General features: G+C 41.6%; 13 protein-coding genes. 1 reads left to right on the top strand and 12 read right to left on the bottom strand.

The window, feature by feature from the left end; genetic code table 11:
- Positions 1 to 222 precede the first annotated feature (222 nt).
- From recG to KSX81_RS16045, 7 genes are read right to left on the bottom strand one after another with little or no spacing between them, the layout of a single operon-like run.
- Positions 223 to 2,319, bottom strand: coding sequence for an ATP-dependent DNA helicase RecG (recG, locus tag KSX81_RS16075; protein WP_004323589.1), 2,097 nt, complete (start codon positions 2,317 to 2,319; stop codon positions 223 to 225).
- Positions 2,320 to 2,979 (bottom strand): 2-C-methyl-D-erythritol 4-phosphate cytidylyltransferase, encoded by a 660-nt coding sequence (locus tag KSX81_RS16070; protein WP_004297252.1) that lies wholly within the window; start codon positions 2,977 to 2,979, stop codon positions 2,320 to 2,322.
- A 7-nt stretch (positions 2,980 to 2,986) separates the two neighbouring features.
- A complete protein-coding gene (locus KSX81_RS16065; protein ID WP_004297251.1) occupies positions 2,987 to 3,538 on the bottom strand; it encodes a DJ-1 family glyoxalase III in 552 nt (183 codons plus the stop codon).
- A gap of 27 nt (positions 3,539 to 3,565) precedes the next feature.
- A complete protein-coding gene (locus tag KSX81_RS16060; RefSeq protein WP_009000282.1) occupies positions 3,566 to 4,441 on the bottom strand; it encodes a cell envelope integrity protein TolA in 876 nt (291 codons plus the stop codon).
- 6 nt (positions 4,442 to 4,447) lie between these two features.
- Positions 4,448 to 4,864: an ExbD/TolR family protein gene (locus KSX81_RS16055; RefSeq protein WP_004305499.1), complete on the bottom strand. Its 417-nt coding sequence runs from the start codon at positions 4,862 to 4,864 to the stop codon at positions 4,448 to 4,450.
- A 7-nt stretch (positions 4,865 to 4,871) separates the two neighbouring features.
- Positions 4,872 to 5,588 (bottom strand): MotA/TolQ/ExbB proton channel family protein, encoded by a 717-nt coding sequence (locus KSX81_RS16050; protein WP_004297248.1) that lies wholly within the window; start codon positions 5,586 to 5,588, stop codon positions 4,872 to 4,874.
- The gene (locus KSX81_RS16045; protein WP_004297247.1) at positions 5,585 to 6,301 is read right to left on the bottom strand and encodes a pyridoxine 5'-phosphate synthase; all 717 of its coding nucleotides are present in this window, start codon (positions 6,299 to 6,301) and stop codon (positions 5,585 to 5,587) included. Before KSX81_RS16045 ends, KSX81_RS16050 begins: the two co-directional genes overlap by 4 nt.
- A 148-nt stretch (positions 6,302 to 6,449) precedes the next feature.
- Here KSX81_RS16045 and KSX81_RS16040 point away from each other — a divergent pair, with 148 nt between their 5' ends.
- Entirely contained in the window at positions 6,450 to 7,319 is an 870-nt protein-coding gene (locus KSX81_RS16040; protein WP_004305502.1) for an NAD kinase, read from the top strand.
- A 631-nt stretch (positions 7,320 to 7,950) separates the two neighbouring features.
- Here KSX81_RS16040 and KSX81_RS16035 read toward each other — a convergent pair.
- The 5 genes from KSX81_RS16035 to KSX81_RS16015 form a co-directional block, all read right to left on the bottom strand.
- Positions 7,951 to 8,823, bottom strand: coding sequence for a hypothetical protein (locus KSX81_RS16035; RefSeq protein WP_004297244.1), 873 nt, complete (start codon positions 8,821 to 8,823; stop codon positions 7,951 to 7,953).
- A 194-nt stretch (positions 8,824 to 9,017) separates the two neighbouring features.
- Positions 9,018 to 10,703, bottom strand: a complete 1,686-nt coding sequence (locus KSX81_RS16030; protein ID WP_004297243.1) for a hypothetical protein — start codon at positions 10,701 to 10,703, stop codon at positions 9,018 to 9,020.
- Between the two features lie 33 nt (positions 10,704 to 10,736).
- Positions 10,737 to 12,605, bottom strand: a complete 1,869-nt coding sequence (locus KSX81_RS16025) for a hypothetical protein (protein ID WP_004297242.1) — start codon at positions 12,603 to 12,605, stop codon at positions 10,737 to 10,739.
- Positions 12,592 to 14,805 (bottom strand): alpha-N-acetylglucosaminidase, encoded by a 2,214-nt coding sequence (locus KSX81_RS16020; protein ID WP_004297241.1) that lies wholly within the window; start codon positions 14,803 to 14,805, stop codon positions 12,592 to 12,594. Before KSX81_RS16020 ends, KSX81_RS16025 begins: the two co-directional genes overlap by 14 nt.
- Before the next feature lie 103 nt (positions 14,806 to 14,908).
- Positions 14,909 to 16,369: a DUF3823 domain-containing protein gene (locus KSX81_RS16015; RefSeq protein WP_004323584.1), complete on the bottom strand. Its 1,461-nt coding sequence runs from the start codon at positions 16,367 to 16,369 to the stop codon at positions 14,909 to 14,911.
- Positions 16,370 to 16,379 lie beyond the last annotated feature (10 nt).

Here is a 16,379-nt window from a genome sequence, read left to right as displayed (position 1 = left end):
ATACTCGACTTTGCAAATGGTTAAACAATACATTTACTAAAAAAATTCTTCCAAAGATAGTGTTTTCCTACGAAATGGCAAGGAAGTTATTAACTATTTTTCAGATGCTTAGAACGAAAAGGAAGAGGAATCAGGTCGTTAAACTCCTATAAATAGGGAGAATAGAGCCGAAATATGTTTTGCAACACATTTACGCAAATAAACTGCATGTTTAACCGTTTTTCAGCTTATGGCAGCCCAGTTAACATTCGTTTTCCGTAAGGCTTTAAGCTGTCGCCATAAGATTTCGTTCTCCGGACTTTGTGCTGCAGGGTCTTGTTCTACAATACTTTCAGCTATAGCACGAACGTATTGCAACAGTTGACCGTCGCGGACAATATCCGCGATCTTCAAATCGAAAGCGATACCGCTTTGCTGTGTACCTTCAAGATCACCGGGACCACGCAATTTCAAATCGGCTTCTGCTATTTCAAAGCCATCATTGGTGCGCACCATGATTTCCAATCGTTTCCGGGTATCCTCCGTCAACTTGTAATTCGTCACCAGAATACAATAAGACTGTTCTGCTCCACGCCCTACTCGACCGCGCAACTGATGTAACTGTGATAACCCGAAACGTTCTGCATTTTCAATAATCATAACCGAAGCATTCGGAACGTTCACTCCCACCTCAATGACAGTAGTAGCCACCATAATCTGCGCTTTACCCGAAACAAAAAGCTGCATTTGCTCATCCTTCTCGGCTGGTTTCATTTTACCATGCACTTTACAAACCGTACACTTCGGAAACTCTTCCAGAATATGCTGATACCCTTCTTCAAGATTCTTCAAATCAATCTTTTCGCTCTCTTTAATCAGCGGATAGACAATATAAACCTGGCGTCCTTCGTCGATCTGCTTACGTACCGAACGATACATGCTTTCCCGGCGATTGTCGAATTGATGGATAGTAGTAATCGGTTTTCTTCCGGGTGGAAGTTCATCGATAACAGACACGTCCAAGTCACCGTACAAAGTCATCGCCAACGTACGGGGAATGGGAGTGGCAGTCATTACAAGTACATGCGGAGGTTGAACATTCTTACTCCAAAGACGGGCACGTTGAGCCACGCCAAAACGATGTTGTTCGTCAATCACAACGAAGCCTAAAGAAGAGAAATTGACAGTATCTTCAATAACGGCATGTGTGCCTATTAATATCTTCACATCTCCGGTCAACAATCCTGTCAGAATCGCTTCTCTCCTTTTTCCTTTAATCGAACCTGTCAGTAGCTCAACACGAATGTCCATGCCAAAAAGCAATTCCTTGATGGTTTCGTAGTGCTGGTTTGCCAGGATTTCGGTAGGTGCCATCATACAAGCCTGATAGCCATTATCCAATGCCAGCAACATACTCATCAAGGCAACCAGTGTTTTTCCGCTTCCTACATCTCCCTGCAAAAGGCGATTCATCTGTCTGCCACTGCCGACATCGTTCCGTATCTCTTTCAACACCCGTTTCTGCGCACCCGTCAGTTGGAAAGGAAGATTCTTTGTATAAAATGTATTGAACACATCTCCCACTTTTTCAAAGATGTATCCACGATACCTTTTCTGCCTGTCTTTGGCATATCGGAGAATGTTTAACTGAACATAAAACAGTTCTTCAAATTTAAGACGGTATTGTGCCCGACGGAGGACGTCAGGATTGGTTGGAAAGTGGATATTCCAGAGCGCTTCCGTCAAAGGCATCAAATGATGCTCCGTCAGCAACTTGGGAGAAAGTGTTTCAGGTAGAGGCTCCTGTATCTGCTGAATCACCGTTGCCATCATCTTCTCAATCGCGTGAGAGTTGAGGAAACTGCGTTTCATCTTCTCCGTCGTACTATAATAAGGTTGCAGCCCCACCGAGGAAAGTTTCAAATCATCCGGTTTGTCTACATCAGGATGCGCCACATTGATACGTCCGTTGAAAACAGTAGGTTTGCCGAAAATAATATATTCCTCGTGAAGTTTATACTTTCCCAAGATGTACTTTATACCTTGAAACCACACCAAATCCACGACTCCTGTACCATCCGAAAAATGCGCTGTCAAACGGCGCTGCCGTCCTTCACCAATGGTCTCGAAACCGAGGATTTCTCCTTTCAACTGGATATACGGCATATTGCCATCTATTTCATGAATGTAATAGATGCGGCTCCGGTCAATATATTTATAAGGGAAATAATAAATTAAATCGTGCAAGGAATAGATTTCCAACTCCTTATTTAATACAGCGGCTTTTTGAGGGCCTACACCGGAGATAAATTTTATGTCGCGTGTGGCTAAATCGAACATTTATAAAAGAGCACTCCCTACTTTTAAATCGAAAGGAGTTGTTATTTTTATATTTTCACGGTTGCCTTCTGCCAGATAAACGGGCATTCCCATCGCTTCCACAACGGAAGCATCATCTGTAAAGAAGGGGGTAAATTCCTGGGCATAGGCTTGTTGCAGCAACTCTACATCAAACACTTGCGGCGTTTGCACCAGTTTATAATCAATCCGGCTGACTGTTTCACTTCCGGCATCTGTCAAATGGCGAAGCGTCTCTACTACATCCACCACAGGAATCACTGCTTTTTGCACCTCTGCCAACTCATAACAACGGCGAATCACTTCTACTGATACAAACGGGCGTACTCCATCATGCACTCCCACCAATCCCGGCTCTTGCACCAGTGCCAGCCCGTTCTTTACGGAATGGAAACGTGTTTCACCTCCTTCTGCAAGGACATGTTTTACCGTAAAATGATGTTCATCGCAAAGTTGCTTCCAGAAACTTTGTTGCTCCTGCGGAAGCACCAATATGATTTGAAGTGCCTCGTCATATCTCCTGAAGACTTCCAGGGTATGCATCAACACAGGTTTATCACCCATGGGAAGGAATTGTTTGGGAAGATCACTTCCCATTCGCAAGCCCTTTCCACCGGCGACAATGATTACATATTTCTTCATGGACGGTTTAGCGTTTAACGCACATCGCTTCTACCAGTTCGTCTACTTTTTCTTTACCTACCAACAGGTCAACGATTGTCAAGGCAAATTCCATAGCAGCACCTGGTCCCATACCCGTAATGATGTTTCCATCACGTACGACATGTGCATTTACACATTCGGCACCATCCAGATATTGTTCGAAACTCGGATAACAGGTAGCCTTCTTTCCTTTCAGCAGTCCCAGTTTACCCAACACCATCGGAGCAGCACAAATGGCAGCAATAGGTTTACCTTTTGCAGCAAAATCAAGGATCAATTTGCGCAATCCTTCGTGCTTGTCAAGTGTAGCAGCTCCCGGCATTCCTCCCGGCAACAACAAAAGTTCAGCATCAAAGAAATCACAATTCTCGAAATTGATATCGCAAAGAACGGATACATCATGTGCTCCTACTACAATTTCATCCGGTGTAACGGATACGATTTCTACATTCAGTCCGGCACGTCTCAACGTGTCAATAGCAGTAAAGGCTTCAATTTCTTCAAAACCATCTGCAAAAAAAGCGTATACAGTTCCCATAATGCTTAATATATTTGGTTAATGATACTATCTCAAGTTAAAATAATAGGTGATTGTCCCTGTCTGGTTATTCACTCCATCGATCGTATTAAAACGGGCTTTCTTAGCTGCATCCTCCGCCGCCTTACGTAAAGCAGAATTTACAGTGTTCGTTTGAGGACTAATGCTGGTCGATATCACTTGCCCTGCAGGATTCACGGTGATATTCACCACTACACGTCCTTCTTCCTGCACATTATATACAGGCTTCGGCAAACTGCCCGTACCTAAAGAACGTCCGCCAAGGTCAAATGTTCCATAACCTCCGGTTCCGGTCTTCGCTCCGGTAGAAGAGTTACCCTCCTTGCTACCTTCGGTTCCCGTGCCACTAGCCGCTGTTCCTTTATTTCCTGTCATTTGCGCTCCTTTTCCAAACGCACCGGACACCCTCTTTCTGGCAGCTTCTTCGGCAGCCTTACGTTCACGTTCCGCTTTTTCTTCTGCCAGTCGTTTCGCTTCTGCAGCTTTTTCCGCTTCCGTTTTTTCCGGCTTCTTCACCGGTTCTTTCGGCTTGACCACCTCTTTAGGTTTCACCGTCTCTTTTTTCGGTTCTTCCGTCTTAGGCTTCAAAGTGACCGTTTCCTCTTCAGTCTGTGTCAGTAAATCCTGTTCAGAAGGGAGTTGCGGTTCTGTTTCCGCAGGCGGTGCTGCCGCATCTTCATCCATAATATCCACATCTACCAGAGAAGGATCATCAAAGCCGCTCGCTGTATCCACATTCCCCAGCATCACAGGCACTCCGCCTGCATCTTCATCCGGTTGGGGGACAGTAAAGCTCACCAGAATCAAAAGAGCAATCACTGCCACATGCACCAACAGTGCACCGAGCGCTCCTATGTATTCACCCTTTTTTCTTCTGTCCATTGTTTCTTATTTATTTTCAGGCGGGCGGGTAGCCAGCACCATCTTAAAATGATTCTCGTTTGCAATGTTCAATACCCTTACGATCTCACGATAAGGTACCGATTCATCTGCATACAATGCCACATACATTTCCGGTTCCTTCTCTGCACAACTCTGCAAAAATGAAGTCAGATCGTTCAGCGCCACCGGCTGCTCTTTTTCATTGCCGAAAGCGGCATAGAAATTCAAGTCCTTATCGATAACCACTCTTGTCAGCGGCTTGGCCGAAGTCTGCTGCTTGCCTTGAGGCAACAATACCTTTATGGCATTGGGCGACACCACCGTAGAGGTTATCATAAAGAATATCAGCAACAGGAAGATGACGTCCGTCATGGAGGCCATGCTGAAATTGGGCGATACTCTATTTCTTCTTTTTAATCCCATCTGCCAATTATTTTGCAGGCTCGTTCAACAGGTCCATGAACTCCATTGTACGAGATTCCATTTTATTTACCACACGGTCTACCAGCATCACCAGATAATTATAGGCAAACATAGCGATGATACCGACAATCAGACCACCGACCGTTGTAATCATAGCTTCATAGATACCTCCCGAAAGCAAAGTGATATCAATGTTTCCACTTCCGGCATTCGCCATTTCGTAGAATGCGCGTACCATACCGGTCACCGTACCGAGAAATCCGAGCATTGGAGCACCTCCGGAAATAGTTGCCATCACAGTCAGTCCTTTTTCCAACTTTGCAACTTCAATGTTACCCACATTCTCAATAGCTACCTGCACATCGTTAATAGGACGTCCCAGACGGCTGATTCCTTTTTCTATCATACGTGCCGAAGGGGTATTCATCGTACGGCAATAGTTAATAGCCGCTTTGATCTCTCCACTATGAATATAGTCTTTAATCCGTTCCATAAACATAGGGTCCTCTTTTCCTGCTTTGCGAATCATGTAGTTACGTTCAAACAGGATATAGAAACAGATAACCGACAGTACGCCCAATACAATCATAATCCATCCACCCTTGACAGCCATATCAAGCATGTTCATTTCCGGAGCGTTTACCTCCGTCAGCACGGGGTTGGCAGTAGCCAGTGAGTCGGCCATATTCATAGCCCCTTGGGCTAACAAGATCATTGCATTCATGAGCGTAAACAGTTTTTATATTCCTGAATGGTACGTTCGAGTCCCAGATACAGTGCATCGCTAATCAACGCATGTCCAATAGACACTTCATCCACCCAAGGAATGTTTTTATAGAAATAATTTAAATTCACCAGACTTAAATCATGACCGGCGTTCAATCCGATACCCAGTTTACGGGCAGTCTTTGCAGCTTCGATAAAAGGAGCGATAGCTGCTTCCGGATTCTTCGGATAGTCCGTCGCATAAGGTTCAGTATACAGTTCGACGCGATCCGCCCCTGCTTTTGCTGCATATTCCACCATTTCAGGATCGGCTGCCACAAAAACGGAAGTACGAATGCCGGCACTGTTAAACTGATCGAGAACTTCCGTCAGGAATTCCTGATTTGCTTTCGTATCCCAACCTGAATTGGAGGTGATCTGTGAAGGATCATCGGGTACTAAAGTAACCTGATGAGGTTTTACTTTCAACACCAAGTCAATAAATTCCGGAGACGGATAACCTTCAATATTAAATTCAGTCCGCAACAGAGGACGCAAGTCATATACATCAGAGCGACGAATGTGACGCTCGTCAGGACGGGGATGAACGGTGATACCATCAGCCCCAAAAGATTCACAATCAAGCGCTACTTTTACTACATCGGGCACATTTCCCCCGCGAGCATTTCTTAGTGTAGCAATCTTGTTTATGTTTACACTTAATTTAGTCATAGTTCTACGTTATATTTGCCGCAAAAATACAAATATTATTATTAGTTGCCTAATAATACGAAACGCATTCTCTACTCTTTTTTGGTTATTTAAAGTAGAAATCCAAGAAAAAATGCCAAATTTGCATCCTGAACTAATGATGTTGCTTATGAAATTTGCCATTTTTGGAAATACTTATCAGGCTAAAAAGTCTTCTCATGCTGTCACCTTGTTTAAACTTTTAAAGAAACAAGGAGCAGAGATTGGTATGTGCAGGGAATTTTATCAATTCCTAGTTTCTGAAAATATGGATATTGAAGCAGATCAATTATTTGATGGTGATGATTTTACTGCCGATATGGTAATCAGCATCGGAGGCGACGGAACGTTTCTGAAAGCTGCCCGCCGCGTAGGAAGAAAAGGGATCCCTATTTTGGGAATTAACACAGGACGTTTAGGATTTCTGGCAGATATTTCACCGGAAGAAATGGAGGAAACATTTGATGAAATCCAAAACGGCAGATATAGTGTGGAGGAACGGAGCGTACTTCAGTTAATCTGCAACGACAAACATCTCCAAGATTCTCCTTACGCCCTCAACGAAATAGCTATTCTCAAACGGGACAGCTCCTCTATGATTAGTATCCGGACAGCTATTAATGGCGCGTATCTGAATACTTATCAAGCTGACGGGTTAGTAATTGCCACTCCAACAGGTTCCACAGCCTACTCTTTGAGTGTAGGAGGCCCGATCATCGTTCCTCATTCCAACACTATTGCCATCACTCCGGTGGCTCCACATAGTCTCAACGTCCGCCCTATCGTTATTCGGGATGACTGGGAGATTACATTAGATGTAGAAAGCAGAAGTCACAACTTCCTCGTCGCCATTGACGGGAGGAGCGAAACTTGCAAAGAAACGACTCAACTAACCATTCGCCGGGCAGATTACAGCGTAAAGGTAGTGAAACGTTTTAATCACATTTTTTTCGATACACTCCGCAGCAAGATGATGTGGGGAGCTGACGGAAGACGGTAAGCAGTTCACATTATGCACCGTTATTCCTCATCGCCTAATTCAACTATACGGTACTTAAAAATAGAACTTCTAAAAAAAGGGACATTCAAGTTGTTGGGAATGCAACAAATTGGGTATAGATTCCAACTAAAGAGAAAAGGGGCCGGGATTTACTATCTTCAGAAATCAGATTAACATTATTTTCCCCTATATTTACTCAATAAGATTAAAATATACTGATTACACTTGCAAATCATTCTTTTATAGACAACAGTCATTCATTTTATCAGTTTCTCCTTACCTTTATTTACATACAAACTAGAGAAAAAAATAGCTTCTAATCATTCCTATATGAGTTCCTCACCGAGAAATGAGATGTCCCTCACCGAGGAACTTATCCTTTCTCGGTGAGGGACATCTCGTTGGTTTTAATCCAACGAAGGCTTCCATGATTAAAAAGCTGCATATTGTCTGCAAATTCATGCTGTGCTCGCCCTATTTTCTGTATATTATTGCAATTATTTATGCAGTTCTTTCCCCAGTTCATCCATAAAAGAACAACTGTTGCCCGAAGAAATATTAAAAACAGACCATCGGGTTAGCTAATATAGAAGAAAATAGAATATCGGTAGAGAAAAAGAATACCCCGATATTAATCTAACATAAAGGTCTGCGAACCAATCAGATTACCACCTTCGAAGATATCAACACGGTAGTTTCCGGCATACAAGAATTCTTCTACATCCCAAAACACATTGATATTCTGTTCTTCTCCGTTATATTCAATATACTTCTTAATTGAATAAACCAATGTACGGTTTTCATAAGGGAAAGTATTGGATGCACTCTTGGTCAGTACATCATTATCGGGTTTGGTTATACGTACATAGATGGTACGTTCACCGTTTTCGGCGGTTATATTCTTCACGACCGTGAAACTGATGGCTAACTTCACCACGTCTTTCACTTTCTTCGCCACTTTACCACGTTTATTGCGTGGTTCGATACGAATATTAGTTGCATCGAGTTGTGCGGCTAGCGTCACCTTCTTATTCAGATTCTTCTTTTCTTCAGAAAGGTTATCGATCTGTCGTGAAGCCTGATTATACTTTTGAGTCACTTCAGCTATGACCTGTTTCTGCTGTGCAGTCAGTTTATTCAGAGAGTCGATCTGATTAATATACCCAATCATTACCTTACGCAAAGTAGCCAACTCATTCTTTAAACGACGGATCTCTGTAGCATTCGTGCTCTTCACTGTACGAAGTTCTTCCAAGAGACGTTGAGTTTTCAATTGTTCCTGTTCCAGTAATTGAGATAAAGAGTCATTAGAAATCGTCATCTTTAACTCATCATATTGTTGTGCAAAACGGGTATATTCGTTTTCCAGATCTTCCTTATCTAATTGGAATTCCTGCACTAACTCCCGGTTAGCTTGTTTTTCGGTAAACAATAAATAAGTAATACCAATAATAGCTATCACCAAGATAGCCACGGCCGCAATAAGAAGGCTTTTTTTACTCATAGTTTCAGTTGTGAATTGATAACGTGCGCAAAAGTAATCATTTCGCAACAGAAGTCAAGCAGAAAAGCAGAGAGTTTTTTTATAACTCCCTGCTAATCCATATAATTTTAACTAATTAGTTTATCAACCCAGTCAAGTTAAGAGACATAATAAAGTCTATAGAGATTGAATCACACATTCCCCCCATCCTTTTATCAAAGAGACTGAAAGATTAATCCCTGCACATCTTCTACCAATTGCTTGAGATCATCCAAATCCAAATATAAAGCATTTTCGCACAATTCCTTATATCTCCGAACTCCAATCTGTTCTACTATATTCTGCACGACTTCTTCACAAGGAGAATTTATCCCATCGGATAAGTTCCACAATTCTTCCACCTTATCTATGCGCTTAGTAACAAACCGAAATCCCCTTTTCTTCAATTCCTGTACCAACTCTTCTTTCCCGATACGTGCATTCACATGTACGGTTTTATTCTCCAAGAGAACACCTTTTTCATAAGTATCCACCACTTTCTGTATATCACGTTTTATCCTGTCGATCGTTGATACAGGAGGAACAAACTGCCAAAACAATAATGGAATATATCCTTGAGTCAACTCATACAAAGGTTGTGATATTAAATATTCATTTAAATAAGTCCCCTGTACGGAAACCTTTGTTTGCTCCCGATTCTTATACATAAAATACATACCCATATTTGCACCGAGATTATACATATCCATCATATCATGAGTAGCAATCAAAGAATAAACTTGTGCCGGAGTATGTTCATAAATACCTTTTGATATATTATCAATCTGCCTGTTGACAACACCGCTCTCCCAATCGGCCAAGTCCTTACCTTTTTCAAGAGATAACGTATCATAGTCCACGACATTTCTTGATATCGTTTTGATGTCATGCTCTGAACCGGATTGGGTATATAAAATATAAAGAGAGCCGTCTGCATACTCCTGACCATCCACTCCGGTTTTACTAAGTTTCCGACAATAAGATTCACTTTTCACGTCTTCCCCTATGCCTGCGATAATTACATTTTCTACTTCATGTTCTATTATAAACTTCCGATATTCATCAGGCAAAGCCAATAATTTTATCCAGGCAACTCCGACATCATCCATGGAAGCATCATATCCCAATGTCGCATAACAAGGTACTCCAGCTTGCGAGGAATATTCTAATATGGAAGAAATTTCTTTGGTAGAATTGACAGAAACCAAAAAATGTAATGGCAATACAGGAGCCTCCATAGCTGCAGAAAGATAAGGTACCGTCGGTACTCCCGTAGCTATTATCACAGTTTTAAGTTTCTTCGACTTACCCAAATACTCATTATATAAATCTACTGTATGCTGAACGGATTGTTGAAGGAAATCAGGTGTCCCCCATACCGGTTTGGGACCTCCTCCCGGACCAATCTGCCATGTATGGCTCACACCTGCCGTCAGATTAGCTAAAGATTTTTGGACAGCATATTCCGCACTCATCCCACCATCGAGCATAAACACATTCAAACCTTTATATTCCTCTTTAGCGATCTGATAGGTAGTCAACATTCCGGGAATTACCACCCTAAAATAAGAAGAATATGTCAACTGTCCCTCCTCTTTTTGATAAACACCTACGGCTGCAGGCGTAAATTCTGAAGGAACTTCCCAAACAAATGGTTCTCCACCAATCTCCGCAAGAACCGGTTCTCCTTTCTTGGAGAGATATTTCAGTATAATCGTTTTACCTTCTGACTTCCCATCAAAAGTAAACACAACCTTCTCCCCTTGTGAATAAACGAATTTATCCGTCAGCACACGAGCTCCAATCTCTCCTCCTACCAATAGTGCAATGAAGAAAGTTACCATCAATTGTTTTATATTCATTTCGTTAGTTTAAATCTTAAATCCGATGTTATATCAATGTTCTACTAATCTCATATTTCCAACCTGTGCACAAATAGTACGAAGCTCCTCCAATGTCAGGTACTCCATCGACTTAACCGTATTCCGATACTTCTGCACTCCAATACGTTCAATTATATCATAAGCAAATTCTTCAGCCGAACCTATTTTATGATTAATGCGTCCCAAATACTCTTCCGTTTCTCCATCATCTTCCGGATTCCATTTATCTACACTCTGCCTAATTCTAATATTCTCCGAAGTGACACCTCTTGCTATCAGCTCGTCATAAAACTCATAGCGTCTCATATTAGAATTCAGATAGAAAGATCCCTCATACAGATGATCGACAACATCAGGAAAATACCCGGCAATAGCTGGCTTCAGATAACCATCAATACGTTCTACTGTAGAAGCCGCCGAATTAAATTGCCAATATAATAAAGGTACATATCCAACAAACGCTTCATATTGAGGGTGATTCGTAAGATACTCGTTAAAAATAACTCCATTCACAAAAGGTGCCTGCAACTTGCTTTGATTCTTTTTTATATATTGAAGCGTCAGGAAAGAAGATATATTGTACAAAGCCATCATATCATCAGTCTCAATCGTATAAGCTTTCACATTTGCCATCGCTTGCGCAGAGCCGGATATATTGGTTATCTGATCATCAACAATTCCGCTTTCCCAATCAGATATATACTGTCCTTCACCCAATTTTAACTGATTATAGTCATACAACCGATGTTTCAGTGCGTCAATATCGGCATCCGAACCAAAGTTAGTATACAATATATATAAAGAACCAGGTGCATATTCATCGGTAATTGTATTCTGCGTCAAAACCCTTCGGGAATAAGACTCTCCATGTCCTTCCTGACCTACTCCATAAATATAAACTTCTTCCACCTGATGGTCTTTTATAAATTGCTTATATTCTTCCGGCAAATCCAATAATTTTATCCAGGCAACTCCCACTCCAGGCATAGAACCGTCATAACCCAATGTGGCATAAGAGGCATATCCATTTTGATTGGAATAATCGAGTATAGCTTGTACTTCGGAAGCAGAATTAGCCGATACCAGATAATGAATAGGTAAATAGGCTGCCCCCATCATTGTTGCAAAGTAAGAAACAGATGCGATCCCCGTTCCAACCACCACTCTCTTTATCTTTGTGGCAGCTCCGATCTCCGAATTGTAAAGCTCAACAGTTTTGCGAACGGAACGTTGCAAAAACTCCGGAGTAGGCGCAACCGGATAAGTACCACCCTGCGGAGCCTCCTCCATGGTGGCAGCTATTCCCTGGTCGAAAGCAACTATCGTTTTTAATACACCGAACCCGGCACTCATATCTCCTATCTGACGATAAACAGGAAGTCCCTGATAATCTAACTTTTGAATATCGTAAGTCAACAGCGACTGCTCGTTGACAGCTCTGAAATATGTTCCGTCAATTGTAGTGGTTATCCCATCTTCAAAATCTAACAGGAACCTGACAGCACAAAAGGAAGAAGGCTTTAATGCAGCTGGAAGGGTATACAGTGTCCCGGCATCCACAGGAACAGATTGTCCCGGTTCTATTTGAATATGGGAAGCAACAGACTTTTCTATCAATACACACCCTCCATCATCCAAGTTCTGAATCACCACTTTTACTTCACGAATATCCATCGGATAGTTCGTTTCATTTTTCAAGGTAAAAGAGCAATTTACAGGATCTCCCGGCCAATAGGCAACTTTATTTAATTTCACATCAGAGGCTTTAGCCATTGTTGTACGAAAGCCGTCATCAACAACTTCCGAATCTTTGCATCCGCTCATAATAGCCAATGCAAAAAAAGTGATGATTATACTTGAAATATAACTAATTATTCTCATTGTGTTTTTCTTTTAAAATTGAATCCTTGTATTTATTCATCAATAAAGTAGCAATCTCAACAGCATTACCAACCGGTTCGGAAGGATAACGTTCATGTGACTTGACCCAGTCAATTTCAAACTGCGTCACTCTTTGATGAAAAGCATCAGCATTAAACGGCTGCTTGTTAGAAACAGAGCGAATAACTTCATCTATAAACATTTCCCAACGAGGCGCATAATATCCCGATACCAAACCTCCCCAAGTACGATTTGCATAATCGTTTAAACTTTGATCTTTATCTCCCCAGGTTGAAACGATAGTACGGGCATTTTCTTCGTAATAATTTTTAGAGGCTTCGTCTATACCTAATGAACGGGCATCTTCAATCCATTTTCCCAGTAAAAAAGAAGATTGTGTACTTAATAAAGTATTAACATCACGCAGTAGTTGTTTCATTTCAGCTCCTTTTTGTTTTAATAGCGGTAATTGCTTCCGGGAATAAGTTTCCGCAAATTCATCGCGAAGCTTCCCGAAATAATTCCCCAGCACTTGCCTTCCTATATTAACAACATCATATTCATAAGTAGAATGTCGATGTTCTCCGGCTTTCAACAACATCTCCCATACCTCAAACAAAGTTTCATTGGAATACGCTACCGTAGGCGTAGTCGTCCAATTGCCATTTCCTTTTAAACAAGGACGCGCATTCATCAATGTCCCCTGTCCCAAAGCAGCTGGTGCTGTATAAATACTGTCATAAAGCAATTTCCATGCCCGACGCATTTGTTGGTTTCTCAAGCCAATTCGCCTGTCTGCCAGTTGTTCTATCCATACAGAGTCCGGAAGATTACAATCCCATGCTTTACTGAAAACATATTCATACATGAAAGGATTTACATCAAACCCCTCCAAAGTAGAACCCAGTCCCGAAAAGTTTTCTCCACCATTGGTATATACATTTTCGATTCGTTTCCCCACTTCTTTGGTGTTTCCGGCAAGCATTGTATTTCCTCCGAAATTTCCTAAATAGCACCATAAATATGGTTGCCCGAAATACCGATCTGTCTGCTTCCAAACTTCAGTATTCTCACAATAATAGTCCAGTAGCAACAGTTTATTTTGAGGGACTGCTTTCAAGAAAGCTTCTACCCGTTCGTTTGTCCATAAATGTCGGTCAATATAGAATAACCATGTCATTTGTAACCAAGTAGCATCCGGATCGACATGCGTCATCGATTGATAAATATGCTTCGAGCAATTGGCTAAAAATTCCGGCTCCCAACTTGGAGGGGCTACTTCATTAAAAGGATCTGCCCCATAAATATGGTCTGTTCCGAACAACTTAGTTTGTTCTTCCAGAAACTCTTTCTGTATGGTTGCAAACAATGGGTCAAGCGGATCCAGAAAGTGGCTTCTGTATTTATCCTCGAAACCTCCCCAAGAGCTCATCCGGCTAATCTTAGCTTCCGGATAGATTCTTTTAAGTTCCGACGGTACATGTCCGGCAAATGCAGGAAGTATGGGGCGCATATTAAATTGACGTTCACGGGCTACGATTTGTTTCTGCAATGCTTCTTGTGTATCCAGCCATTCTTTAGGCAGAGGCCCCTGCCAATAATCCAAGTTAGACATACGATGCCAAGGCAAGTGAGCAGGCCCTGTGAAATAGTTCCGTATTTCCTCATCCGTCAATCCTAATTTCGTCCATACGCGATACCAGACAGATTCTTGTCCGGTGATTGCCAAAGGCATATTGATTCCATTTAAAGCCATCCAGTCTATCAACCGTTCCCAATCCTTCCATGTCCACCATGGCATTGTATAACCGAAGGTACAGTAATTAAGAAAGAATCGGTTCTTGCAACGGGCAGTCGAAATTATTTTTGCCGGTGGCATGGGTAATACTTCCGGCATCTCCACCGTATCGTTCACATACCAGGAAACAGAGGTAAGGCAGTAATGATTCAGATAATAGTTCAGCCCTACAGCCATCGAATTTGCGTTATTTCCCCGTATTCGTACTGTTCCTCCTTGCGCTTCTATTTCATACCAATCTTTATCAATCTTTTCTGATTGTTCAAAACTAAATTGGGAAGCATACTCCGGAAATAAACGTTCCACCATCTGTTGCATCGCTTTTTCATCTTCTGTACTTTCTTTGCAGGAAGAACACAATACGATCAACATCAGTAGAAATAAACATTTAATCTTACACATACTATTTATATTTTCATTTATATATTTCTTTAAAAAAACGAATGTATCCGATGTTACCCACTAGACACATTCGCTTGTCAAAGGGAGTAGTGTGATTACCGACCTAGTTGGTAATCGTCAGATGTGTAAGTCCCGCATCATCAAAATTCTTTTTAGTAAGCGGCACATCCGGTCCTATAATAACTGTGTTAAGTTTCTTCAGTTTCTTCAGAACTGTCAGGTCAACTTTCGGATTAATCGTTTTATCCACTGAGAAACCTTTACCCTTTATGATAGAAAGTGTTTCCAGATTAACAAAAGGTAAAATATCAACCAACGTTTGTATTTCTCCCTGAATCGTCAGTGATTTAAAGTTCTCTATATCCTGGCAAGCAGGCATACGGTCGGCAAATCCTATCAACCATGTGTCCCACCAATCGAAATATTCAAAACGTAAATCGGTAGTGGACCAGTCTTCGCCGATTGTAGGACCATATATCAATGCCCATTCACCTGATAATGATTTTTTAAATTCCGAATCATTGTAGAAAGGAACATTTTCCGGACGAGTGTTTGAGGCAGGTACATATTTATCCGTCAAAGATTTAGTCTGTACTTCAATCGTTTGTTCCGGACCGGCAACTCCTTTCGCCAGAAGTTGTACTTTGATTGTACTCTTTTGATTATGAGGTAAATTGGCAACGTATGAATAATCCGTAGGTTTAAATTTATCCATCACCTCTTCACCATCCCGATCCGTATAAGAAACCTTTATCTCGTCAACAACGGGAGGAAATGCCCACTGCAAAACAGCAGAAGTGGCACTACTTACTCCGACAGCGGCTTCAATCGGTAAGGAAGACAAATCAATATCTGTCGTATTAATCACAGTCTGTTCTGAATAATTCCAGTAATCTCCTGCTGATTCCGTACGTCCCAAAGCTCTCAGATAATATGTGCTGTTAGGGTTTAAGAACAGAGTCTCCGTAAATTCTCCCGACAATTCTGTCAAATTCTTCTTTATTCGTTTGTAAGTATGTGAACCGCTTTCGCTTTCATTCATAGCCGTACGTTGTCCGGGATATTGCTCTTTGCCATATACCAATCCTATTTCCTGATTCTTGGAACGTTCGTCATTTACCTGATAAGTAAAAGTGACGTTCGCTGTAATGCCGTACAACACTTCCACCTTCTTGATTTTCAATGTTACATTAGGGGTAACAATCAAGTCCATTTTCTTAAAACTACGAATATCACCATAAATGGTATCCAACTCAAAGAACGGTCCGTTCGCCCATACTTTATAGCGGGAAGGATATACTTTGGTATTGCGATATGTTCCTTCAGGAAGTGTGTTATACTCCAAGGGAACCGCTACATTTCCATACTCCAGATCAAGTAACTTTAATTTAGCTCCATAATATTCGGTAGCCACCTTTTCGCCGGTCAGCCTGTCAATAAAAGCGCCTTCGTAGCCACCGGTCAAATCGTCCACACGTTCGTCAAGTTCACACCCTGACAGATTCAGTGTTAACACTGCTAAAAGTAACAGTTTGATATTTATATATAATCTAGCTCTATTCATATTCTTTTCT

The sequence above is a fragment of the Bacteroides sp. MSK.18.37 genome, assembly GCF_019129155.2.
Lineage (GTDB): Bacteria > Bacteroidota > Bacteroidia > Bacteroidales > Bacteroidaceae > Bacteroides > Bacteroides ovatus.
This window is presented reverse-complemented; position numbering and strand designations above follow the sequence as displayed.

Coding starts and splice junctions, on each gene's coding strand:
- KSX81_RS16060 (WP_009000282.1), bottom strand. CDS start 4,441: ATGGACAGAAGAAAAAAGGGTGAATACATAGGAGCGCTCGGTGCACTG.
- KSX81_RS16055 (WP_004305499.1), bottom strand. CDS start 4,864: ATGGGATTAAAAAGAAGAAATAGAGTATCGCCCAATTTCAGCATGGCC.
- KSX81_RS16050 (WP_004297248.1), bottom strand. CDS start 5,588: ATGAATGCAATGATCTTGTTAGCCCAAGGGGCTATGAATATGGCCGAC.
- KSX81_RS16035 (WP_004297244.1), bottom strand. CDS start 8,823: ATGAGTAAAAAAAGCCTTCTTATTGCGGCCGTGGCTATCTTGGTGATA.
- KSX81_RS16070 (WP_004297252.1), bottom strand. CDS start 2,979: ATGAAGAAATATGTAATCATTGTCGCCGGTGGAAAGGGCTTGCGAATG.
- KSX81_RS16065 (WP_004297251.1), bottom strand. CDS start 3,538: ATGGGAACTGTATACGCTTTTTTTGCAGATGGTTTTGAAGAAATTGAA.
- KSX81_RS16045 (WP_004297247.1), bottom strand. CDS start 6,301: ATGACTAAATTAAGTGTAAACATAAACAAGATTGCTACACTAAGAAAT.
- KSX81_RS16030 (WP_004297243.1), bottom strand. CDS start 10,703: ATGAATATAAAACAATTGATGGTAACTTTCTTCATTGCACTATTGGTA.
- KSX81_RS16040 (WP_004305502.1), top strand. CDS start 6,450: ATGAAATTTGCCATTTTTGGAAATACTTATCAGGCTAAAAAGTCTTCT.
- recG (WP_004323589.1), bottom strand. CDS start 2,319: ATGTTCGATTTAGCCACACGCGACATAAAATTTATCTCCGGTGTAGGC.
- KSX81_RS16020 (WP_004297241.1), bottom strand. CDS start 14,805: ATGTGTAAGATTAAATGTTTATTTCTACTGATGTTGATCGTATTGTGT.
- KSX81_RS16015 (WP_004323584.1), bottom strand. CDS start 16,369: ATGAATAGAGCTAGATTATATATAAATATCAAACTGTTACTTTTAGCA.
- KSX81_RS16025 (WP_004297242.1), bottom strand. CDS start 12,605: ATGAGAATAATTAGTTATATTTCAAGTATAATCATCACTTTTTTTGCA.